Source organism: Stenotrophomonas sp. PS02301 (assembly GCF_029959485.1).
In the GTDB taxonomy this organism is placed as follows: domain Bacteria; phylum Pseudomonadota; class Gammaproteobacteria; order Xanthomonadales; family Xanthomonadaceae; genus Stenotrophomonas; species Stenotrophomonas maltophilia_Z.
In genome coordinates this window covers 1-20,434 of record NZ_JASCOO010000074.1, presented here as the reverse complement: position 1 = coordinate 20,434, position 20,434 = coordinate 1, and the positions used below count along the sequence as shown (strand labels likewise).

The window sequence follows — 20,434 nt, the reverse complement described above, 5'->3', positions numbered from 1 at the left end:
GGATGGCCCCAACCAGGACCGTTACAGCGCCATGGATGGCGCTGACGAGCCCCCATGGATGGGTTCACGGCGCGTCCTGGTTGGGGCCATCCCGCTGCCTCAACCAGAACACCCGGCCGCCGCTTTTGCGTCAGCTCACGCGTCCTTACCCTCATGCGGCGCATCCGCCGCCGCGGCATCATGCCCAAGCTCGTATTCCGCATCGTAATTCCAGATGCTGCCGTCATCGGCCGCCGGGCCACACGAAATCGACATCGCGCCCTGATCGGCCGGGCCCACCAGACGGCGGCTCATCGCGAACAGATTGCGGCCCAGATCATGCGCCGCCGGTGCGGTGTTCGGCGCCGGCTCACGTGCCGCGAATTCCGCCGCATCCACCAACAGCTCCAGCGTGCCGGCTTCACCATCCAGACGGATGATGTCGCCCTCGCGCACCCGTGCCAGCGGACCGCCACGCGAGGCTTCCGGCGTCATGTGGATCGCCGCCGGGAACTTGCCCGAGGCACCGGACAGACGACCATCGGTGACCAGCGCCACGCGACGGCCCTGGTTCTGCAGCAGGCCCAGCAGCGGCGCCAGCGAATGCAGCTCCGGCATGCCATTGGAGCGCGGGCCCTGGTAACGGACCACCGCCACGAAATCGTGCGGCAGCACACCGGCCGCGTGCAGCTTGTTCAGCACCTGCGGCGCATCGACCACCACCGCCGGTGCTTCGATCGTGCGGAACTCCGGCTTCACCGCCGACAGCTTGATCAGCGAACGGCCGAGGTTGCCGCGCAGCAGGCGCAGGCCGCCCTGCGACTCGAACGGATTGGCCACGCCACGCACCACATCCGGATCGGCGCTCTCGCGCACGCCATCGATGTAGGTCAGCTTGCCGTCGCGCAGCGCCGGCTCCTGGCCGTACTGGTGCATGCCGCCTTCGGCCACGGTCTGCAGGTCGGCATGCATCAGGCCGGCCTCCATCAGCTCGCGGAACACGAACGCGGTGCCGCCGGCCGCGGCGAAGCGGTTCACGTCGGCTTCGCCGTTCGGATAGACGCGGGCCAGCAACGGAATCAGCTGCGAGAGCTGGTCCATGTCGTCCCAGGTCAGCACGATGCCGGCCGCACGCGCCACGGCGATCCAGTGGATGGTGTGGTTGGTCGAGCCGCCGGTGGCCATCAGGGTGACCACCGCGTTGACGATCGCGCGTTCGTCGATCAAGCGGCCGAGCGGCCGGAAGTCGTCGCCCAGGGCGCTGATTTCCAGTGCGCGCACCGCCGCGTGGCGAGTCAGTGCGTCGCGCAGGGGTGTATCCGGATTGACGAACGAGGCGCCCGGCATCTGCACGCCCATCGCTTCGAGCAGGGTCTGGTTGGAATTGGCGGTGCCGTAGAAGGTGCAGGTGCCGGCGCCATGGTACGAAGCGGCTTCGGCTTCCAGCAGTTCCTCGCGGGTCGCCTGGCCGGCCGCGTAGCGCTCGCGCACTTCAGCCTTCTGCTTGTTCGGGATGCCCGGGGTCATCGGGCCGGCCGGCAGGAAGATCGCCGGCAGGTGACCGAAGGCCAGCGCGCCGATCAGCAGGCCGGGCACGATCTTGTCGCAGACGCCGAGGTAGACGCTGGCGTCGAACATGTCATGGCTCAGGCCGATCGCGGTCGACTGGGCGATCACATCGCGCGAGAACAGCGACAGTTCCATGCCGCCGCGGCCTTGGGTGACGCCGTCGCACATCGCCGGCACGCCACCGGCGACCTGTGCGGTCGCACCGAGTTCGCGCGCGGTCTCGCGCAGGATCTCCGGGTAATGCTCGAACGGCTGGTGTGCCGAAAGCATGTCGTTGTACGCGGTGATGATGCCCAGGTTGGGCGTCACGCCGCCGCGCAGGCGCGACTTGTCGGTCGGGCCGCACGCGGCGAACCCGTGGGCGAGGTTGCCGCAGCTCAGGCGCGAACGGAACGGACCGTCGCGCAGCGCCGCGTCGACACCGGCCAGGTAGGCGGCGCGCGAGGCGACGCTGCGCTGGACGATGCGCTCGGTGATGGCATGGAGTTTGGGATGCAGGCTCATTGGCTACCGGCTATGAGAAGGCGAACGGAACAACACCGGGGCAACTCAGTCACACCAGTGGACGCGCAGTTTCGCGCCGTCGAGATCGATCGCGTTGAGGATGGGATACAGCTGCGGATTGTTGCTTTCCAGCGCGTGCTTGAGCACTTCCAGCTTCTGCTTGCCACGCAGCAGCAACAGGCGCTGGCGGCTCTGCTTCAAGCCATGCGGGGTGAGGGTGATGCGCAGCGGCCACTGATTGGCACCGGGGCAGCCGGTGGCATCCAGCGCCGCGTAGGGCAGGGTGCTTTCCAGGGCGCGGGTCAGATCCTTCGAACCCGGGAACAGTGAGGCGGTGTGGCCGTCGTTGCCCATGCCGATCACGCTCAGGCACGGCCGCTGGCTGTGCTGGGCCTGCAGGTTGGCGCTGTAGACGCATTCGGGCAGCGGTTTGCCGACCCGCACCAGCGGATCGAAATGCGCGCCTTCGGCACGGGTGAGGAAACTCTCGCGTACCAGCCAAGCATTGCTGTCGCGATCCTGCGGTGACAGCCAGCGCTCATCGACCAGGCTCACTTCCACCCGGTCCCATTGAACGTCCAGCTCGGCCAGTGCCTGGTAGATCGGCGCCGGCGTGGTGCCGCCGGAGAGCAGCATGCGCGCCCGGCCGAATTCGGCGATGTCGCGGTTGAGTTCGGCGGCCATTTCAGCGGCCACGGCCTCGATCCAGCCATCGGCATCGCCATGGCGGATCAGGGTGAAACGGTCGGACGTATCCAGGGTATTCATGCGGTGCCTCCCGGCAGATCGCGTTCCACATCCGCCGCATACGCGGCCGCGCCGAGCAGGCCCGGGCTGGGGTGCATCACGGCCAGCGACGGCACCTTGGACATGATCGAAGAGAAGCGGCCCTTGTGTTCAAAGCGCTGGCGGAAGCCGGAATGCTGCAGCGAATCGAGCATCTTCGGCACCAGGCCGCCGGTCAGGAACACGCCATCCCAGGCGCCCTGCATCAGCACCAGGTCGCCGGCGATCGCGCCGAACACCGCGCAGAACACATCCACGGTCCGCATCGCCTGCGGGTCGCCATGCAGCGCACGCGCGGTGACGTCCACCGGCTGCAGCTGGCCCGGGTCGATGTCGGCCATCTCGCACACGGCGCGATGGATGTTGACCAGGCCGGGGCCGCAGATCAGGCGCTCATTGGAGACACGGCCAAACTGCTCGGAGAGGATCTCCAGGATGCGGATCTCTTCCGGCGTCCCGGGCGGGAAGCTGACGTGGCCACCCTCGGTTTCCAGCGGATAGCAGCGGCCGTGGCGCAGGATCAAGCCGCCCACGCCCAGCCCGGTGCCGGGGCCGATCACCGCATAGTTGCGCGGCTGGCCCGGCTTGCCCGGCACCCACGCCGCGCCGCCGACCTGGATCACATCCTGCGGCTGCAGCAGCGAGATGGCCATCGCCTGGGCGGCGAAGTCGTTGATCAGGTGCAACTCATCGAAGCCGAGCATGTGCGCGGTGCGCATGCGCGAGATCACCCACGGGTGGTTGGTGATGCGCGCTTCGTCACCGTCCACGCGGCCGGCCACGGCGAACACGCCGCGCTTGGCTTCCGCGCCGATCTGCTCGAGATAGTGCCGTGCCGCTTCGCCCAGCGAAGGGAAATCAGCGACGGCGAATTCGCGGATGCTGTCCTGCTGCAGCGGCGCGGCCAGCGAGGTGTCGGCGAGCGCGAAGCGAGCGTTGGTACCGCCGATATCCGCGACGAGGACCGGCTGGGACAACACCGTCATGCCTGGCCACCACGGGCAGCGTCGGCGTCGGCATCGGCGGGCAGGAAGCCGGCAGCTTGTTCCGGACCCCATTCGCCGGCCGGGTAGGGCTGCAGCGGCAGCTTGGCTTCCTTCCATGCGTCGCTGACGCTGTCGATCCAGGCCCAGGCCGCGCGCACTTCGTCATCACGCACGAACAGCGCGTGGTTGCCGTTGAAGGCATCCAGGAACAGGCGCTCGTAGGCGATGCGGCGGTGCAGGCCGGTGGGTACGGACAGCTCCAGTTCCAGCGGGTGCAGTTCCAGCGCCCCCCATTCCGGGCCGGCCAGCGAGCTCATCAGGCCCAGCTCGATGTTTTCCTGCGGCTGCAGTTGGAAGGTGATCCGGTTCGGGGTGGCGTTACCGCGGTGCGGTCGCTCGAACAGCCAATGCGTGACCGGCTTGAGCGTGACCACCACGCGGGTGGTCCGCTCGGCCAGGCGCTTGCCGGTGACCAGATGGAACGGCACGCCGGACCAGCGCCAGTTGTCGATATGCGCGGTGACGCCGGCGAAGGTTTCCACATCGCTGCCTTCCGGCGGCTGGTAGGCCTGCGCGGGCTGGCCGTTGATGGTGCCGGCCGTGTAGCGGCCACGCACGCTGTCACGCGCGGCGTGCTTGGCATCCAGCGGGCGCAGGGCGCGCAGCACTTTGACCTTCTCATCGCGGATGCGATCGGCCTCCAGCGAGGCCGGCGGCTCCATCGCGACCAGGCACAGCAGCTGCAGGATGTGGCTCTGGACCATGTCGCGCAGCGCACCGGAGCGCGCGTAATACGCATCGCGGCCGTCCACGCCCTCGCTCTCGGCGACCAGGATGTGCACCGATTCGATGTAGTTGCGGTTCCAGACGGCCTCGAGCAGCGTGTTGCCGAAGCGCAGCGCGATCAGGTTCTGCACCGCGGCCTTGCCCAGGTAGTGATCCAGGCGGAACACGCGGTCTTCGTCGATCCACTGGCCGATGGTGGAGATGATCTCCTCGGCGCTGGCGCTGTCGCTGCCGATCGGCTTTTCCAGCATCAGCCGGTGCGGTGCGGCCAGTGCGCCGCCCTTGGCCAGGCCTTCGCAGGTGGAGATGTACAGGCCCGGCGGGATCGCCAGGTAGCTCACGCAGTGGCGGTCGACCAGGTCATGGACCGATTCGGCCACCGACTCGGGATTGCGCAGATCCACCGAACGGTAGTCGATGCGCTGCAGCAGCGAGTGGATGTCGTCCTGGCTGGCCATGGGCATGGCCTGCTGCAGGCGCGGGCGCAGGATCTCGCGGAAGGCCTCGGTATCGTGCGGCGACAGCGCCAGCGCACGGACCTTGAAGTCTTCGGGGAGCAGGCCGTCGCCCAGCAATCGCAGCAGCGAGGGGAACAGATAGCGCTGGGCCAGGTCACCTGTGGCGCCAAACAGGAAGAGGGTGTCGTGCATCGCTCGAGTTTCAGATCCGGGTGACATCGTTGTCAATCGCTTCTCGTCTATGTTCTCGGGGGTCGGGCGGGGTCCGTTGTCTGCTTGTTGCGGGTGCAGCACGCCCCATGGATTCCGCCCGGCATGATGGCCTGCCGACCGGGTGTCGTGGGAGATATCGCATCCTCCCCGGCATCCCGATCACGGCCGACCATCGGATAGTGCCACGTGAAAACGTTTACATGGCAGAATGCGCAGACTGTATTCGATTGCAGTGGTCGCCGTCATGCGGCACCACGCCATCGACCTGCCATCGGGAGGGCCGAAGGCAGTTCCGCATAACAGCCCGGAGACCGGGCGGACTGGAATGGTGATATGGCAAAAGTGCAGTTGCAGGGCGTTCGCAAGGTCTACGACAACGGTCAGGTGGCCGTGCAGGGCGCGACCTTCGAAGTGGCCGATGGTGAATTGATGGTGCTGGTGGGGCCGTCCGGGTGTGGCAAGTCCACACTGCTGCGCATGGTGGCCGGGCTGGAAGAGATCAGTGGCGGCACGCTGACGATCGGCGACCGCGTGGTCAACGACGTGGCGCCCAAGGATCGCGACATCGCGATGGTGTTCCAGAGCTACGCGCTGTACCCGCACATGACCGTGGCCGAGAACCTGGCCTTCGGCCTGAAGCTGCGCGGCCACGACAAGGCGACGATCAGCAAGCGGGTCAGCGAGGCGGCCGAAACGCTCGGCCTGACCGACATGCTCGACAAGCTGCCCAAGGCGATGTCCGGTGGCCAGCGTCAGCGCGTCGCGCTGGGCCGTGCGCTGGTGCGCGAGCCGGCAGTGTTCCTGCTGGATGAACCGCTCTCCAACCTGGACGCCAAGCTGCGCCACAGCGTGCGCACGGAAATCGCGCAGCTGCACCGCAAGCTGGGCACCACCATGATCTACGTGACTCACGATCAGGTGGAAGCGATGACCCTGGGCCAGCGCATCGTGGTGCTCAAGGATGGCGTGATCCAGCAGATCGATACCCCGATGGCGCTGTACGACCGGCCGGCCAACCTGTTCGTGGCCGGTTTCCTCGGCAGCCCGGCGATGAACGTGCTGCGCGGCACTCTGCAGCGCACCGACAGTGGCTTCGCCGTGCAGGACACCGGGCTGACCGCACCGTTGGGCCAGGCCCGGGTCGATCAGGCGTGGGTCGGCAAGGCGATCGCCGTGGGCGTGCGCCCGGAGCATCTGCAGCCGGCCGCCGCCGGTGAGGCAACGGCCTTCGAGGCGATGATCGATGGCATCGAGCCGGTCGGCAACGAGATCTTCGTCAACATGACCAGTGGCGGCCAGCCGTTGGTGATGCGCGTGGCGCCGCAGGCGTTGCCGTCCGTCGGTGAGCCGATCCGGGTGGCGATCCAGCCGCAGGGCCTGCACTTCTTCGACGCAGAGACCGGCGAGCGCTTGAACGACGCGTAAGGCGCGGACGGGTTATCGGGTTACGGGTTGCCGGCCAGCGGCCGGCACTACCGCGCGGCAGGTTACACGCGTTGGTCGTGACCGCGGCCGGGGCGGGGGGCGGACGCATCGACCACCGGTCGATGTCTATTACCGCGCCAGACCGTCCAGCAACGGCAGGTGGGCGGCTTCAACCCCGCCGACCGACAGCGGCTCCGGCGCGATCTCCAGCGGCAGCACGGCCAGGGCCAGCTCACCGGCCACCGAGGCCACTGTGCCGATCGCCGCCGCGTTCTGGTGCACCTGCGTGCCGCTGGTCGTGCCCTCCACGACCCGCAGCAGCTGCAGGGCGCGCTTGGCCTTGCCGAGGAAATGGGTGCGGGCCACGATTTCCTGGCCCGGGTAGCAGCCCTTCTTGACGCTGTACCCGTTCAGGCGGTCCAGCCCGAGCTGCTGCGGCGTCCACTGTTCACGCTGATCGGCATCCAGCCGCGGCAGCCCATAGCGCAGGTCGGACTGGCGCCAGGCCAGCGCGATATCCGCACTGTCGGCCGCAGCGGCCACGGCATCGGCCGCACCGATCCGCAGGCTGCGCGGAAGTGCGTCGCTGCCAAGGTCCAGTTCGAGGTTTTCGCCGGCAAGTTGCGCAATCGCGGCCCCGGAGGCCGCTTCGGGCGCGGTGAAGCTCGCCACCACCGCCAGATCGTTTCGCAGCTCGATCCGCACCTTGCGGCGGAATACAAAACGCTGCAACTGCGACGCAATCGCATCGGCATCGCCGTCGGCGAGCAGCAGCACGATGCGCTCCTCGTCCAGCCGCAACAGCTGGAACACAGCAATGGTGCGGCCCTTGGCCGTCAGCCAGGCGCTCCACTGCCAATGCCGCAGGGGCAGGGCGGTGACGTCGCTGGAGAATTGGGCATGGGCGAAGGCGGCCGCATCGGCACCGCTGAGACTGAGCAGCTGGTGACCGGGGAGGCGCGAAAAGCCGGCGAAATCGGAGGGCAGGTTGTCAGGCACGTGAACGGGGTCTAAAATTTGTGCGTTGCGAGAACACCCATGATAGGCCAAACAACCCCCACTCCAGATTCTGAAGCTGAAGGCACGCTGGTACCGGAGGAGCAACCGCTCCCCGCGACGCCGGCAGTGCCTTTGGAAATCGGCGGCCGCGGCGGACTTGATCCGGTGCGGTACGGAGATTGGGAAAAAAACGGACGCTGCATCGATTTTTGATCAGCATTGAGCCAACGCGGCATTGCGCCGCCCAGCCGAGATAACGAGCCCAGCGAATGGCCGCCAGAGAACGTCCCCTTTCCCCGCACCTTCAGGTGTATCGCTGGCAGATTCAGATGGCCACCTCGATCCTGCATCGAGCGACCGGCATCTTTCTGTCTGTTGGAGCCCTGATCATTGCCGGCGGCCTGCTCGCCCTGATGATGGGTCCTGAATCCTGGAACTGCTTCACCGGCCACGCCGGTAGCTGGTACGGCAAGCTCTTCCTGTTCGCCTGGACCTGGTCCTTCGCCTACCACCTGTGCAATGGCATCCGCCATATCGTGCAGGACTTCGCGATCGGCTTCTCCATTCCCGCCTTCGTGCGCAGCAGCTGGGTCTCGGTCTTCGCCAGCCTGGTGATCACCGCCCTGATCTGGGCCTATGTCTTGATGGGAGCGGCCGCATGAACAAGTACCGTACCCCGCTGAAGAACGTGCGTGGCCTGGGCGCTGCCAAGACCGGCACCGAGCACTTCGTGATGCAGCGCCTGACCGCCACCGCGCTGGTCGGCCTGACCATCTGGTTCCTGGTGTTCGTACTGAGCCTGATCGGCGCCGATTACGTGACCGCCACCGACGCGGTATCCAAGCCGTGGAACGCGGTGCTGCTGGTCGGCTTCCTGGTCGCGATGTTCTGGCATGCCCAGCTCGGCCTGCAGGTCGTGCTGGAAGACTACATCCACAATTCGCTGCTGGCCCTGGCGCTGCAGACCACGGTGAAGTTCATCGCCGTGCTCGGCGGGATCGTCAGTGTTTTCGCGGTCGCCCGCATTACGCTCGGCGTCGCCTGAGTCCAGGCACCAAGACAGGAATCCAGATTAGATGTCCGCTTACAAGATTACGGAACACAAGTACGACATGGTCGTGGTCGGCGCCGGCGGTGCTGGCCTGCGCGCCACGTTCGGTCTTGCCGCCAAGGGCCTGCAGACGGTCTGCCTGACCAAGGTCTTCCCGACCCGTTCGCACACCGTGGCCGCGCAGGGCGGTATTTCCGCCGCGCTGGGCAACATGGGTGAAGACGACTGGCGCTACCACTTCTTCGACACCATCAAGGGCTCGGATTGGCTGGGTGACCAGGACGCCATCGAGTACATGTGCCGCGAAGCGATCCCGGCCATCATCGAACTGGAACACTACGGTGTGCCGTTCAGCCGTACCGAAGAAGGCAAGATCTACCAGCGCCCGTTCGGTGGCATGACCACCAAGTACGGCGAAGGCCCGTCCGCGCAGCGCACCTGCGCCGCCGCCGACCGTACCGGCCACGCCATGCTGCACACGCTGTACCAGCAGTCGCTGGCGCACAACGCACGCTTCATGATCGAGTACTTCGCCCTCGACCTGATCTTCGATGATGAAGGCGTCTGCCGCGGCGTGCTCGCGCTGGACATGGCCGACGGCTCGCTGCACCTGTTCCGCGCCCATGGCGTGGTGCTGGCCACCGGCGGCTACGGCCGCGCCTACTTCAGCGCCACCTCGGCCCACACCTGCACCGGCGACGGCGGCGGTCTGGTCATGCGTGCCGGCCTGCCGATGCAGGACATGGAGTTCGTGCAGTTCCATCCGACCGGTATCTACGGCGCGGGCTGCCTGATCACCGAAGGCGTGCGTGGCGAAGGCGGCATCCTGCGCAACAGCAACGGCGAGCGCTTCATGGAGCGCTATGCACCGCACTACAAGGATCTGGCCTCGCGCGACGTGGTATCGCGTTCGATGACCATCGAGATCCGCGAAGGCCGCGGCGTCGGCGAGCACAAGGATCACATCCTGCTCGACCTGACCCACCTCGGCCCGGGCGTCATCGACGACAAGCTGCCGGGTATCGCCGAAAGCGCCCGCATCTTCGCCGGCGTGGACGTGCACAAGCAGCCGATCCCGGTCATCCCGACCGTGCACTACAACATGGGCGGCATCCCGACCAACTACCACGGCGAAGTCGTGCGCAAGGTCGGCGACAACCCCGATGCGGTCGTGCCGGGCCTGTACGCCATCGGCGAAGCGGCCTGCGTGTCCGTGCACGGCGCCAACCGCCTGGGCTCGAACTCGCTGCTGGATCTGGTCGTGTTCGGCCGTGCGGTGGCCAACCGCTGCGCCGACACCATCAAGTCCGGCGCACCGCACAAGACCCTGCCGTCCGATGCCTGCGACAAGGCCCTGGGCCTGCTCGACAAGCTGCGTTACGCCAACGGCGACACCCCGACCTCGGTCATCCGCGATCGCATGCAGCGCACCATGCAGAACGACGCGGCGGTGTTCCGTACCAGCAAGACGCTGGAAGAGGGCTGCACCAAGATGGCCGAGATCTTCGACTCCTTCCAGGACGTCAAGGTCTCCGACCGTTCGCTGGTGTGGAACTCGGACCTGATCGAAACCTACGAGCTGAACAACCTGCTGCTCAACGCGGTGGCGACGATCAACTCGGCCGAACAGCGCAAGGAAAGCCGCGGCGCGCATGCGCATGAGGACTTCCCGGACCGCGACGACGTCAACTGGCAGAAGCACACGCTGGTCAACGTCGACGAGAACGGCAAGTGCGAGTTCGACTACCGTCCGGTCCACATGTACACGCTGAGCAAGGACGTGGACGTCGTCCCGCCCAAGCCGCGCGTTTACTAAGAGACCTGCGGCATGACCTCCGTCCACGCAGCGCTCGCCACCGCCACCTCCCGCACGGGTGGGGCGTTGCGTGCGCCGCGGGCCGGTGGTGTCGACTTCCTCATCTTCCGTGCTACCCGCGCCTGCTCTGCAGCGCGAGCCGCCTGAGCCAACGAGAACAGCCATGGCCGAGTTTTCCCTCCCCAAGAATTCCAAGATCGGAAAGGGCAAGCACTTCCCCGCCCAGACCGGTGCGAAGAACACCCGCACCTTCAAGATCTACCGCTGGAGTCCAGACGACGACAGCAATCCGCGCACCGATACGTATGAGATCGATCTGGACGCCTGCGGCCCGATGGTCCTGGACGCGCTGATCAAGATCAAGAACGAGATCGATCCGACCCTGACCTTCCGCCGTTCGTGCCGCGAGGGCATCTGCGGTTCGTGCGCGATGAACATCGACGGCACCAACACGCTGGCCTGCACCCGCGCGATCGCCGATTGCGGCAAGGCCGAAGTGCCGATCTACCCGCTGCCGCACATGAGCGTGGTCAAGGATCTGGTGCCGGACCTGACCCATTTTTACGCGCAGTACGCCTCGATCAAGCCGTGGATCCGTACCCAGACCCCGCCGCCGCCGGATCGTGAGCGCCTGCAGTCGCCGGAAGACCGCAAGAAGCTCGATGGCCTGTACGAATGCATCCTGTGCGCCTGCTGCTCGACCAGCTGCCCGAGCTACTGGTGGAACGGCGAGCGTTACCTGGGCCCGGCCATCCTGCTGCAGGCCTACCGCTGGATCATCGACTCGCGCGATGAAGACACCGGTGCGCGCCTGGACGAGCTGGAAGACCCCTTCAAGCTGTACCGCTGCCACACCATCATGAACTGCTCGCGGACCTGCCCGAAGGGCCTGAACCCGGCGCTGGCCATTGCCGAGATCAAGAAGCTGATGATGGCGCGTCGCGCCTGATCCAAGTGTGTCCTGTAGCGCCACGCCATGCGTGGCTTCGCAGAAAATGATCGAAACGGTCGAGCCACGCCATGCGTGGCTTTGCCTTATCTGGAAACGCAGAAAATGGACGAAGCCACTGAACTGAAAAAGCTGCGCTGGCGTTGCCGCCGCGGCATGCGCGAGCTGGACCAGCTGTTCGGCCGATACCTGGACCGTTGCTGGCTGCAGGCACCGATAGACGAGCGGGAGGTTTTCCTGTTCCTGCTCGAGAGTGAGGACGATAAGTTGTGGCGCTGGTTCATGGGTTACGAGGAGTGCCCGCATGCCGCGCCCGCCGCCCTCATCGCCCGGATCCGCGCCCTTCCAGCGTGAGTGGCATCCCTCGCGCTGGCAGTGCCGCGCGCTGATCGCCATGGGCGCGGTGATGCCCTGGGCGTTGTGGGCGACCGATCTGCCCGCGCCGTGGGGCCTGGCGCTGGGCATGGTGGCGCTGGCCGGCACCTGGTGGGAGGCGTGGCGATATGCGCGCCGCCCGGGCTGCGTCTTCGTGATTCCGGCGGACGAAGACCCGGCGCAGGTGGATGGCGAGCCGGTCGAGGCGCTGCAGATGCGGCGCCGCGGCCCGCTGGTGCAGCTGGCCTGGCGGCACGACGGGCGCCGCCACTGGCGTTTGTTCTGGCCAGATACGCTTCCGCAGGGGCAGGCACGTGAACTGCGACTAGCCGTCCGGGCACACTGCATTTCCCGTTCACCCCCTGCAGTGGCACCATAGCCTGAATTGTCCGGCGTACCTGCATGTTCAAACCCATACCTGTCTCGATTGGCCTGCGCTACCTGCGCGCCAAACGCCGCAACGGCTTCATCTCCTTCATCTCCATGGCCTCGATCCTCGGCATTGCCCTGGGCGTGACCGTGCTGATCACCACGCTGGCGGTCATGAGCGGTTTCCAGAAGGAAATCCGCGATCGGCTGCTGCAGATGACCGCGCATACCACCATCACCACCGACGGTGCCCCCATGGCCGATTGGGCGCATGCGGTGGAGGTGGCCAAGAAGGATCCGCGGGTTGCCGGCGCGGCGCCGTACATCGAAATCCAGGCCATGCTCAGCGGGCCGCGTGTGCAGGGCGCCATCGTGCAGGGCATCGATCCGGCGCTGGAGCCCAACGTCTCGGTGATCAACCAGAAGGTCAAGAAAGGCAGCTTCGACAGCCTGACCGCAGGCAGCTACAACCTGCTGGTCGGCCAGGAGCTGGCGATCTACCTCGGTGTCGGCGTGGGCGATACCGTGCTGGTCACGTTGGCCGAAGTGCAGGGCACGCCGATCGGCGCGATCCCGCGCATGAAACGCTTCACCGTGAGCGGCATCTTCGAAGCCGGTTACAACGAGGTCGACCGCGGCGTGGCCTACGCCAACATGGCCGATCTGGAAAAAGTACTGCGCATCGATGGCGTCACCGGCGTGCGCCTGAAGCTGCATGACATGGACAAGGCGCTGGATGTCGGCGTCGATCTGGCCCACAACCTGACCGGTGCCTACCGGGTCAGCGACTGGACCCAGCAGAACGCCAACCTCTACCACTCGCTGCGGATGGAGAAGGTGGTGATGGGCATCCTGCTCTCGCTGATCATCGCCATGGGCGCGTTCAACCTGGTCTCCTCGCAGGTGATGCTGGTCACCGACAAGCAGGCCGACATCGCGATCCTGCGCACCCTGGGCCTGACCCCGGGCGGCGTCATGCAGGTGTTCATGGTGCAGGGCTCGCTGATCGGCATCTTCGGCACGGTGCTCGGCGTGATCGGTGGCATCACCCTGACCTTGAACCTGGAGCGCATCCTCGGCGCGATCGAGACCCTGTTCAACGTCAAGCTGCTGCCGGAGGACGTGTACTACATCACCGGCCTGCCGACCGACATGCAGACCCCGGACATCATCGTGATCACCGCCGTGGCGCTGGTCATGAGCTTCCTTGCCACCCTGTATCCCGCCTGGCGCGCGGCACGTACCCAGCCGGCGGAGGCCCTGCGTTATGAATGAAGCACTCACCCTGGGCCAGGAAGTCATCCGCGCCGAAGCGCTGGCCAAGACCTATGCCGAAGGCCGCATGCAGACCCCGGTGTTCAACGGGCTGGACCTGCGCGTGGCCGCCGGCGAGACCGTGGCCATCATCGGTGCTTCCGGCGCCGGCAAGAGCACCCTGCTGCATTTGCTGGGGGGGCTGGATACGCCGACGGCGGGCGAGGTCTACGTGGCCGGTCAGCGCATGTCCGGCCTGTCCGACAGCCAGCGCGGGCAGCTGCGCAACCGCGCGCTCGGCTTCGTGTACCAGTTCCATCACCTGCTGCCCGAATTCACCGCGCTGGAAAACGTGATGATGCCGGTGCTGCTCGGTGGCGAAGAAGTGGTCGACGCGCGCACCCGTGCGCAGGCGCTGCTGGAATCGGTCGGCCTGGGCCATCGCCTGGACCACAAGCCGGGCGAGCTCTCCGGCGGCGAGCGTCAGCGTGCGGCCGTAGCCCGCGCCTTGGTCAACCGTCCGGCCTGCGTGCTGGGCGATGAGCCGACCGGCAACCTCGACGACAAGACCGCCGCGACCGTGTTCGAGCTGATGCTCGAGCTCAACCGCGCGCACCACACCAGCCTGGTCCTGGTGACCCACGACCGCTCCCTGGCACGCAAGCTGGACCGCGTGCTGGAGCTGCGCGAAGGGCGGCTGCACAGCCTGGCCCACAGCGAGGTCTGAGCAGGCAACCGTGCCTGCCTGAGCGCTGAACACCCGGCGGGTTCCTCTCGCCGGGAGCACGCCGGGCGGCGCATGATCGGCGCACATTCCCCAGCAGGAGGCGTCATGAAGCTGACCCTTGCCATCGCGGCCCTGTGCCTTGGGCTGGCCGCGTGCGCCAGTACCGGCCGCCTGTCCACCGCGCAGAAGCTCGATCTCTACCGCGCCCACGCCGGGCCGCCGCAGCAGGACATGCCGCTGTACGGCTCGCTGTCGGGCTGGACGGCTCTCGGCGACAGTGCGCTGGCGGTCTGGACGCGCCCGAGCGAGGGCTATCTGCTGGATCTGACCGGGCCGTGCCAAGGGTTGGACTATGCCTCGGCGATCGGTCTGACCAGCAGGATCGGCCGCGTTTCGTCACGCTTTGACAAGGTGCTGGTGCGCGATCCGACGGCCGGCCCGGTCAATCTGCCGTGCTTCATCAGCAGCATCCGCAAGCTGGATACCAAGGCGTTGCGCGCGTCCGAGCAGGAGCTGCGCCAGGCACAGGTGCAGGAGCGCGAAGAAGGCCAGCAGGCGCCGACCCGGTAGTGCCGGCCGCTGGCCGGCAACCGGATCCCGACCATACCGACCGTTGGTCGGTATCAGAGCCGATCAGGCCTCCGGTACGAACCCGGCCGGCTTCTCGGCGCCACCGCTGAAGAGGTACTTCACCAGTTCCTCTTCGAGGAACGCACGGTGCTTGGGATCCCGCGGCGACAGCCGGTTTTCGTTGATCAGCATGGTCTGGTGCGCCAGCCACGCGGACCACGCCGGCTTGCCGATGTGGGTGAAGATGCGCTGGCCCAGCTCGCCGGGGTAGGGCACGAAGTCCAGGCCTTCGGCGTCGCGTTGTTCGTACTGGCAGAAAACGGTGCGGGGCATAGCGTTACTCGATGTCTTGGGATGTTGCTGCGCGCCGCATTGTACGGCGCTTGGGCTGAGCGGGCGGTGCACCGGTCTGGAGCAGCTTGCGGATCGGGGCGGGCAGGCCCAGCGTGGCCAGCTCCTCGGCAGCGACCCAGCGCACGCCGGCATCCTTACCGCGCGAGCCCTGTACCGTTGCCACCAGTACCTGCAGATGCAGCCGGTAGTGGCTGAAGGTGTGCTCCAGCACCGGCAACGGCTCGGCATCGTCCAGCGAGCCGTCGATGTGCGCGTCGAACCAGTCCTGCAACGCGATCCCGCTGTCGGCCTGGGGCAGGGTCCACAGCTGCGCCCAGATGCCGGTGTCCGGCCGCTTCTGCAGCAGCACCCGGCCGCGTGCATCGCGCAGCAGCAGCGCCACCGCCTCGCGCTCGGGCAGGGTCTTGCCCGGTTTGGGCGTCGGCAGTTGATCGGTGCGGCCCTCCCGACGCGCCACGCAGGTGGCCTGCAGCGGGCAGATCACGCAGGCCGGCTTGCTGCGGCTGCAGACGCTGGCGCCGAGGTCCATCTGCGCCTGGGTGTAATCGACCATGCGCGTGCCAGGCACCTGCGCAGCGTGCGCCGCGGCGACCGCCCACAGCTGCTTTTCGATCGCCGGCAGTCCGGGAAAGCCCTCAATGCCGTGATAGCGGGTCAACACGCGTTTGACGTTGCCATCCAGGATCGCGAAGCGATCATTCCAGGCCTGGCTGAGAATCGCGCCCGCGGTGCTGCGGCCGATGCCCGGCAGCGCATGCAAGGCATCGAAATCACGCGGCAGTTCGCCGCCGTGCAGCTCGACGCAGCGCTGCGCGGCGGCATGCAGGTTGCGGGCACGGGCGTAATAGCCCAGGCCTGCCCACTGCGCCATCACCGCATCATTGCTCGCCGCGGCCAGCTCGGGCAGAGTCGGGAACGCGGAGAGGAACTTGAGGAAGTACGGGATGACCGTGCTGACCTGGGTCTGCTGCAGCATGATTTCCGACAGCCACACCCGGTACGGCGAGCGCGGGTGCTGCCAGGGCAGGTCGTGCCGGCCATGGTCGTCGAACCAGTGCAGCAGCCGGGAAACGAACACATCGTCGGCAGGCAATACGGCGCTGGCGGGAGGCTGGCGGGTCATGCAGATTCCGGAGAAGGGCTGAGGCCACGCCATGCGTGGCTGCATCGGCATCGGCTCAGGTGCCCAGCGCTTCCGGCAGCAATGCGTCGACGAAGGCTTCCGGATCGAACACGCGCAGGTCTTCCGGACGCTCGCCGATGCCGCAGAAGCGGATCGGAATGCCGAACTCACGCGCCAGCGCGAACACCACGCCGCCCTTGGCGGTGCCATCCAGCTTGGTCACCACCAAGCCGGTCACGTTGACCGCAGCATGGAACTGACGCAGCTGCGAGAGCGCGTTCTGGCCGGTGGTGCCATCGATGACCATCAGCACTTCATGCGGCGCATGGGCGTCGATCTTGCCGAGCACGCGGCGGATCTTGCCGAGCTCGTTCATCAGGCCCGCCTGGGTATGCAGGCGGCCGGCGGTATCGGCGATCAGCACCTCGGTGCCGCGTGCCTTGCCGGCCTGCAGAGCATCAAAGGCGACCGAGGCCGCGTCGGCGTTCTGGCCCTGCGCGACCACGGCCACGCCGTTGCGATCGCCCCAGGCCTGCAGCTGCGCGACGGCAGCGGCACGGAAGGTATCGCCGGCGGCCAGCATCAGGCTGTGGCCGTCGTCCTTGAAGCGCTTGGCGAGCTTGCCGATGGTGGTGGTCTTGCCGACGCCGTTGACGCCGACGGTGAGCACCACGAAGGGCTTGGCGGTGCGGTCGATCACCAGCGGCTTGGCCACCGGCTGCAGGATCGCGATCAGCTCGGCGCGCAGCGCGGTGAGCAGTGCATTGGCATCGGTGAACTCGCGCGCCTTCATGCGCTTGCGCAGGCCTTCGACCAGCGCCGTGGTCGCGCCGACGCCGACATCGGCGGTGATCAGCGCGGTTTCCAGTTCGTCGAGCAGGTCGTCATCGAGCTTGGGATTGCGCGAGAACAGGCCGCCGAAGCTGCGGGCGATCACGCTGTTGCGCAGGCGCTCGCGCCAGCCGCTCTTGCCGGCGGCGGCGGGGGCGATGTCCTGGGAGGACGGGCGCTCGGTCACGGTGGTCGGCGCAGCCGGAGCAACCAGCGTAACGGGCGTTGCCGGAGTAACCGGGGCGGGCGCTGCCGGAGCGGCGACCGGCTTCGCGACGACAGCCGGCGCAGGCGTGCTCACCGGCGCAGCCGGAGTCGGAGTCGGGACAACCGGTGCGGTCACCACGGGTGCGGGGGCGACCGGTGCCGGGGCAACAGGCGGTGCGAGCACAGGCGCCGGTACGACGGGCGCAGGCACAACCGGGGTGGCAAGGACAGGCGCAGTCTCAACCGGCGTCGGCGCGATCTCGCGCTCGACCGGCGCGGCAGCAGGTGCCGGGGCTTCCACCACGGGCGGCAGCGGCGCAGGCCCTGCCGCAGGCTCGGGCGTGGCCTGCGGGAACGCGGCAGCCAGCTCCTCGGTGGAGTAATGCTGGGTTTTGGCCGCCTCTTGCGGGGCGTCCTGGGGCTTTTTGCGACGGAAGAAGCTGAGCATTGGCAAAAGACGCTGAAATCAGAGGGCTATGCTACCACTGCGCCCCGAATGCCCATGGGCGTGCAGGTGCGGTGGGGCGGGACTCAAGTAATGGCCGATGCGGCCGTTACCGGTTGTGAAGGGCTGCGCCATGCGGGCGCGGCCGGGACAGCAAAACGGTGAACGATGCGTGTGATGTCCATTGCCAGCGCCGGTATGCGTGCCGCTTCGCTGGGCGTACAGCCGGCCGCCGCCAACGTGGCGCGATTGCCGGTGGCTGATGCCACGCGCCTGGGTGTCGCGCAGGCCACAGCGGCAGGGGGCGGTGTCACCGCCACCGTGGTCGCCGCACCCGACGATGCCAACGCGCCGATCGCGGATCTGCTCACGGCCAAGCAGGCTGCGCTGGCGTTTGCCGCCAACGCAACCGTGATCCGGCGTCAGGACGAGATGGTGGGCACTTTGCTCGACCGCTGGGCCTGACCCGCGTGCGCTGACTGCCGCGCGGCGCCATGCACCATCAACCGCAGCGGGCGCCGACCCGTGGCCGGCACCCATCGGCAGCACGACTTACGCCGACAACTCCAGCAACAGCTTGTTGAGCCGGCGCACATACGCGGCCGGGTCCTTCAGCGTGTCGCCCGCGGCCAGCGCGGCCTGATCGAACAGAACGCGGCTCAGGTCGTCGAAGCGCGCGGCATCGCCTTCCTGGTCCAGCTTGCCGATCAGCGGATGGGCCGGGTTGAACTCGAACACCGGCTTGCTGTCCGGCACCTTCTGCCCACTGGCTTCCAGGATCTGGCGCATCTGCAGGCCCAGGTCCTGCTCGCCGATCGCCAGGATCGCCGGGGAATCGGTCAGGCGGTGCGAGACGCGCACGTCGGCAACGTCCTCACCCAGTGCGGACTTGATGCGGTCCACCAGCGCCTGCTTGTCCTTGGCGACGGCTTCCTGGGCCTGCTTGTCTTCGGCGCTTTCCAGCGCGCCCAGGTCCAGATCGCCACGTGCGACATCGACGAACGACTTGCCGTCGAACTCGGTCAGGTACCCCATCAGCCATTCGTCGATGCGGTCGGTGAGCAGCAGCACTTCCACGCCTTTCTTGCGGAAGACTTCCAGGTGCGGGCTGTCCTTGACCTGGGTGTGGCTGTCGCCGGTCAGGAAGTAGATCTTGTCCTGGCCCTCGATCATGCGGCCCACGTAGTCGGCCAGCGAGACGCTGGGCTCGCCGCTGTCGTCCTGGGTGGAGGCGAAGCGCAGCAGGCCGGCGATCTTCTCGCGGTTGCCATAGTCTTCGGCCGGACCTTCCTTGAGCACCTGGCCGAACTGCTTCCAGAAGCCGGCATAGACCTCCGGCTTGTCCTTGGCCAGCTTTTCCAGCATGTCCAGCGAGCGCTTGGTCAGCGCCGACTTCATCGAATCGATGACCGGGCCGGACTGCAGGATTTCGCGCGAGACGTTCAAGGAGAGATCGTTGGAATCCACCACGCCCTTGATGAAGCGCAGGTACAGCGGCAGGAACTGCTCGGCCTGGTCCATCACGAACACGCGCTGCACGTACAGCTTCAGGCCCTTGGGCGCATCGCGGTGGTACAGGTCGAACGGCGCATGGCCGGGCACGTACAGCAGCGAGGTGTACTCGAGCTTGCCTTCGACCTTGTTGTGGCTCCACGCCAGCGGATCCTGGTGGTCGTGCGCGGCGTGCTTGTAGAACTCCTGGTACTCGGCGTCGCTGATCTCGGTGCGCGGGCGCGTCCACAGGGCGCTGGCACGGTTCACGGTTTCCCACTCGATCTCGGCCGGGGCGTCCTCGCCGTGGTGTTCCTTGACCATCTGGATCGGCAGGCCGATGTGGTCGGAGTACTTCTTGATGATGCCGCGCAGGCGCCAGCCGTCGGCGAAGTCGCGCTGGTCGTCCTTCAGGTGCAGCACGATGCGGGTGCCGCGCTCGGTCTTGTCGATGCCTTCCACGTCGAACTCGCCTTCGCCGCGCGAGGACCAGTGCACGCCCTCGCTGGCGGGCAGGCCGGCCCGACGGGAGTAGACGTCGACCTGGTCGGCGACGATGAAGGCGCTGTAGAAGCCGACGCCGAACTGGCCGATCAGCTGGGAATCCTTCTTCTGGTCGCCGGAGAGCTGGCGCAGGAAGTCGCCGGTGCCCGACTTGGCGATGGTGCCCAGGTGGGCGATCGCCTCATCCCGGCTCATGCCGATGCCGTTGTCGTCGATGGTCAGGGTGTTGGCGGTGGCGTCGAAGCTGACGCGGATGCGCAGGTCGCCGTCGTTCTCGAGCAGGGCCGGCTGGGTCAGCGCTTCGAAGCGCAGTTTGTCCGAGGCGTCGGCGGCGTTGGAGATGAGCTCGCGAAGGAAGATTTCCTTGTTGGAGTACAGCGAGTGGATCATCAGCTGCAGCAGCTGTTTGACTTCGGTCTGGAAGCCCAGGGTTTCTTTTTGGGTCTGCACGGTCATGGGTCGTGTTGCTCCTTGGGGCATTGCCGCGCCCGGCGCGGCGGCTGGCTCAAGGGGTAGGGGTGGATTGTCCCGAATTCAAGGCCGCGCGGTCCGGCACGGCGCCTGCCTGTCTGCGTGGGGAGGGCGGCGGGCACGGGGGGCCGGGACGCGGCGTGAACCCATCCATAGGGCCTCGTGGGCAGCCTCCATGCTGCCCCACCGTGC

21 protein-coding genes are annotated in these 20,434 nt (G+C 67.0%); 12 read left to right on the top strand and 9 right to left on the bottom strand.

Annotation, left to right across the window (positions count from 1 at the left end; all coding sequences use genetic code 11):
* Nucleotides 1-135: 135 nt before the first annotated feature.
* Genes edd through zwf form a run of 4 tightly spaced genes read right to left on the bottom strand, consistent with a single transcriptional unit; the run spans nt 136 to nt 5,260 of the window.
* Nucleotides 136-2,052, bottom strand: a complete 1,917-nt coding sequence (gene edd, locus QMX81_RS15855; RefSeq protein ID WP_152151556.1) for a phosphogluconate dehydratase — start codon at nt 2,050-2,052, stop codon at nt 136-138.
* Between the two features lie 45 nt (nt 2,053-2,097).
* Nucleotides 2,098-2,820 (bottom strand): 6-phosphogluconolactonase, encoded by a 723-nt coding sequence (gene pgl, locus QMX81_RS15850; RefSeq protein WP_123728961.1) that lies wholly within the window; start codon nt 2,818-2,820, stop codon nt 2,098-2,100.
* Nucleotides 2,817-3,824: a glucokinase gene (gene glk, locus QMX81_RS15845; RefSeq protein ID WP_121041860.1), complete on the bottom strand. Its 1,008-nt coding sequence runs from the start codon at nt 3,822-3,824 to the stop codon at nt 2,817-2,819. The genes pgl and glk overlap by 4 nt, the downstream gene beginning before the upstream one ends.
* The gene (gene zwf / locus QMX81_RS15840) at nt 3,821-5,260 is read right to left on the bottom strand and encodes a glucose-6-phosphate dehydrogenase (RefSeq protein WP_121041862.1); all 1,440 of its coding nucleotides are present in this window, start codon (nt 5,258-5,260) and stop codon (nt 3,821-3,823) included. Before zwf ends, glk begins: the two co-directional genes overlap by 4 nt.
* A 354-nt stretch (nt 5,261-5,614) precedes the next feature.
* Between zwf and ugpC the strand changes: the two genes are divergently transcribed.
* Nucleotides 5,615-6,706, top strand: a complete 1,092-nt coding sequence (gene ugpC, locus QMX81_RS15835) for a sn-glycerol-3-phosphate ABC transporter ATP-binding protein UgpC (RefSeq protein WP_121041864.1) — start codon at nt 5,615-5,617, stop codon at nt 6,704-6,706.
* A gap of 129 nt (nt 6,707-6,835) precedes the next feature.
* On the opposite strand, the gene QMX81_RS15830 is transcribed toward ugpC, so the two are convergent.
* Nucleotides 6,836-7,705 (bottom strand): folate-binding protein, encoded by an 870-nt coding sequence (locus tag QMX81_RS15830; protein ID WP_282262916.1) that lies wholly within the window; start codon nt 7,703-7,705, stop codon nt 6,836-6,838.
* Nucleotides 7,706-7,744: 39 nt separating this feature from the next.
* Between QMX81_RS15830 and QMX81_RS15825 the strand changes: the two genes are divergently transcribed.
* From QMX81_RS15825 to QMX81_RS15780, 10 genes are all read left to right on the top strand, one after another.
* Complete coding sequence (locus QMX81_RS15825) at nt 7,745-7,918, top strand: DUF1674 domain-containing protein (RefSeq protein WP_102788321.1); 174 nt, start codon at nt 7,745-7,747, stop codon at nt 7,916-7,918.
* A 56-nt stretch (nt 7,919-7,974) separates the two neighbouring features.
* Nucleotides 7,975-8,367 (top strand): succinate dehydrogenase, cytochrome b556 subunit, encoded by a 393-nt coding sequence (sdhC, locus tag QMX81_RS15820; RefSeq protein ID WP_282262913.1) that lies wholly within the window; start codon nt 7,975-7,977, stop codon nt 8,365-8,367.
* Nucleotides 8,364-8,750 (top strand): succinate dehydrogenase, hydrophobic membrane anchor protein, encoded by a 387-nt coding sequence (gene sdhD / locus QMX81_RS15815; RefSeq protein WP_121041868.1) that lies wholly within the window; start codon nt 8,364-8,366, stop codon nt 8,748-8,750. The genes sdhC and sdhD overlap by 4 nt, the downstream gene beginning before the upstream one ends.
* A 31-nt stretch (nt 8,751-8,781) precedes the next feature.
* Entirely contained in the window at nt 8,782-10,572 is a 1,791-nt protein-coding gene (gene sdhA / locus QMX81_RS15810) for a succinate dehydrogenase flavoprotein subunit (protein WP_121041870.1), read from the top strand.
* Between the two features lie 163 nt (nt 10,573-10,735).
* Complete coding sequence (locus QMX81_RS15805; protein ID WP_088432210.1) at nt 10,736-11,521, top strand: succinate dehydrogenase iron-sulfur subunit; 786 nt, start codon at nt 10,736-10,738, stop codon at nt 11,519-11,521.
* Between the two features lie 105 nt (nt 11,522-11,626).
* Nucleotides 11,627-11,875 (top strand): succinate dehydrogenase assembly factor 2, encoded by a 249-nt coding sequence (locus QMX81_RS15800; protein WP_282262908.1) that lies wholly within the window; start codon nt 11,627-11,629, stop codon nt 11,873-11,875.
* Complete coding sequence (locus tag QMX81_RS15795; protein WP_282262906.1) at nt 11,826-12,275, top strand: hypothetical protein; 450 nt, start codon at nt 11,826-11,828, stop codon at nt 12,273-12,275. The genes QMX81_RS15800 and QMX81_RS15795 overlap by 50 nt, the downstream gene beginning before the upstream one ends.
* 23 nt (nt 12,276-12,298) lie before the next feature.
* Entirely contained in the window at nt 12,299-13,540 is a 1,242-nt protein-coding gene (locus QMX81_RS15790; protein WP_088432207.1) for a lipoprotein-releasing ABC transporter permease subunit, read from the top strand.
* Complete coding sequence (gene lolD, locus QMX81_RS15785) at nt 13,533-14,246, top strand: lipoprotein-releasing ABC transporter ATP-binding protein LolD (RefSeq protein ID WP_121041874.1); 714 nt, start codon at nt 13,533-13,535, stop codon at nt 14,244-14,246. Before QMX81_RS15790 ends, lolD begins: the two co-directional genes overlap by 8 nt.
* A 105-nt stretch (nt 14,247-14,351) precedes the next feature.
* Nucleotides 14,352-14,816: a DUF6491 family protein gene (locus QMX81_RS15780; RefSeq protein WP_282262903.1), complete on the top strand. Its 465-nt coding sequence runs from the start codon at nt 14,352-14,354 to the stop codon at nt 14,814-14,816.
* A gap of 63 nt (nt 14,817-14,879) precedes the next feature.
* Here QMX81_RS15780 and QMX81_RS15775 read toward each other — a convergent pair whose 3' ends face one another.
* From QMX81_RS15775 to ftsY, 3 genes are read right to left on the bottom strand one after another with little or no spacing between them, the layout of a single operon-like run.
* Nucleotides 14,880-15,149 (bottom strand): oxidative damage protection protein, encoded by a 270-nt coding sequence (locus tag QMX81_RS15775; RefSeq protein WP_282262901.1) that lies wholly within the window; start codon nt 15,147-15,149, stop codon nt 14,880-14,882.
* A 4-nt stretch (nt 15,150-15,153) separates the two neighbouring features.
* Nucleotides 15,154-16,293: an A/G-specific adenine glycosylase gene (mutY, locus tag QMX81_RS15770; RefSeq protein ID WP_282262899.1), complete on the bottom strand. Its 1,140-nt coding sequence runs from the start codon at nt 16,291-16,293 to the stop codon at nt 15,154-15,156.
* Nucleotides 16,294-16,348: 55 nt separating this feature from the next.
* The gene (gene ftsY / locus QMX81_RS15765) at nt 16,349-17,779 is read right to left on the bottom strand and encodes a signal recognition particle-docking protein FtsY (RefSeq protein WP_282262896.1); all 1,431 of its coding nucleotides are present in this window, start codon (nt 17,777-17,779) and stop codon (nt 16,349-16,351) included.
* 165 nt (nt 17,780-17,944) lie between these two features.
* Between ftsY and QMX81_RS15760 the strand changes: the two genes are divergently transcribed.
* Complete coding sequence (locus QMX81_RS15760) at nt 17,945-18,241, top strand: hypothetical protein (protein WP_282262894.1); 297 nt, start codon at nt 17,945-17,947, stop codon at nt 18,239-18,241.
* Between the two features lie 87 nt (nt 18,242-18,328).
* Here QMX81_RS15760 and htpG read toward each other — a convergent pair whose 3' ends face one another.
* The gene (gene htpG / locus QMX81_RS15755; RefSeq protein ID WP_282262892.1) at nt 18,329-20,227 is read right to left on the bottom strand and encodes a molecular chaperone HtpG; all 1,899 of its coding nucleotides are present in this window, start codon (nt 20,225-20,227) and stop codon (nt 18,329-18,331) included.
* Nucleotides 20,228-20,434 lie beyond the last annotated feature (207 nt).

Excerpts from the sequence above, each read along its gene's own strand:
- edd (WP_152151556.1), bottom strand. The coding sequence starts at position 2,052 with ATGAGCCTGCATCCCAAACTCCATGCCATCACCGAGCGCATCGTCCAG.
- pgl (WP_123728961.1), bottom strand. The coding sequence starts at position 2,820 with ATGAATACCCTGGATACGTCCGACCGTTTCACCCTGATCCGCCATGGC.
- glk (WP_121041860.1), bottom strand. The coding sequence starts at position 3,824 with ATGACGGTGTTGTCCCAGCCGGTCCTCGTCGCGGATATCGGCGGTACC.
- zwf (WP_121041862.1), bottom strand. The coding sequence starts at position 5,260 with ATGCACGACACCCTCTTCCTGTTTGGCGCCACAGGTGACCTGGCCCAG.
- ugpC (WP_121041864.1), top strand. The coding sequence starts at position 5,615 with ATGGCAAAAGTGCAGTTGCAGGGCGTTCGCAAGGTCTACGACAACGGT.
- QMX81_RS15825 (WP_102788321.1), top strand. The coding sequence starts at position 7,745 with ATGATAGGCCAAACAACCCCCACTCCAGATTCTGAAGCTGAAGGCACG.
- sdhC (WP_282262913.1), top strand. The coding sequence starts at position 7,975 with ATGGCCGCCAGAGAACGTCCCCTTTCCCCGCACCTTCAGGTGTATCGC.
- sdhD (WP_121041868.1), top strand. The coding sequence starts at position 8,364 with ATGAACAAGTACCGTACCCCGCTGAAGAACGTGCGTGGCCTGGGCGCT.
- sdhA (WP_121041870.1), top strand. The coding sequence starts at position 8,782 with ATGTCCGCTTACAAGATTACGGAACACAAGTACGACATGGTCGTGGTC.
- QMX81_RS15805 (WP_088432210.1), top strand. The coding sequence starts at position 10,736 with ATGGCCGAGTTTTCCCTCCCCAAGAATTCCAAGATCGGAAAGGGCAAG.
- QMX81_RS15800 (WP_282262908.1), top strand. The coding sequence starts at position 11,627 with ATGGACGAAGCCACTGAACTGAAAAAGCTGCGCTGGCGTTGCCGCCGC.
- QMX81_RS15795 (WP_282262906.1), top strand. The coding sequence starts at position 11,826 with ATGCCGCGCCCGCCGCCCTCATCGCCCGGATCCGCGCCCTTCCAGCGT.
- QMX81_RS15790 (WP_088432207.1), top strand. The coding sequence starts at position 12,299 with ATGTTCAAACCCATACCTGTCTCGATTGGCCTGCGCTACCTGCGCGCC.
- lolD (WP_121041874.1), top strand. The coding sequence starts at position 13,533 with ATGAATGAAGCACTCACCCTGGGCCAGGAAGTCATCCGCGCCGAAGCG.
- QMX81_RS15780 (WP_282262903.1), top strand. The coding sequence starts at position 14,352 with ATGAAGCTGACCCTTGCCATCGCGGCCCTGTGCCTTGGGCTGGCCGCG.
- QMX81_RS15775 (WP_282262901.1), bottom strand. The coding sequence starts at position 15,149 with ATGCCCCGCACCGTTTTCTGCCAGTACGAACAACGCGACGCCGAAGGC.
- mutY (WP_282262899.1), bottom strand. The coding sequence starts at position 16,293 with ATGACCCGCCAGCCTCCCGCCAGCGCCGTATTGCCTGCCGACGATGTG.
- ftsY (WP_282262896.1), bottom strand. The coding sequence starts at position 17,779 with ATGCTCAGCTTCTTCCGTCGCAAAAAGCCCCAGGACGCCCCGCAAGAG.
- QMX81_RS15760 (WP_282262894.1), top strand. The coding sequence starts at position 17,945 with ATGCGTGTGATGTCCATTGCCAGCGCCGGTATGCGTGCCGCTTCGCTG.
- htpG (WP_282262892.1), bottom strand. The coding sequence starts at position 20,227 with ATGACCGTGCAGACCCAAAAAGAAACCCTGGGCTTCCAGACCGAAGTC.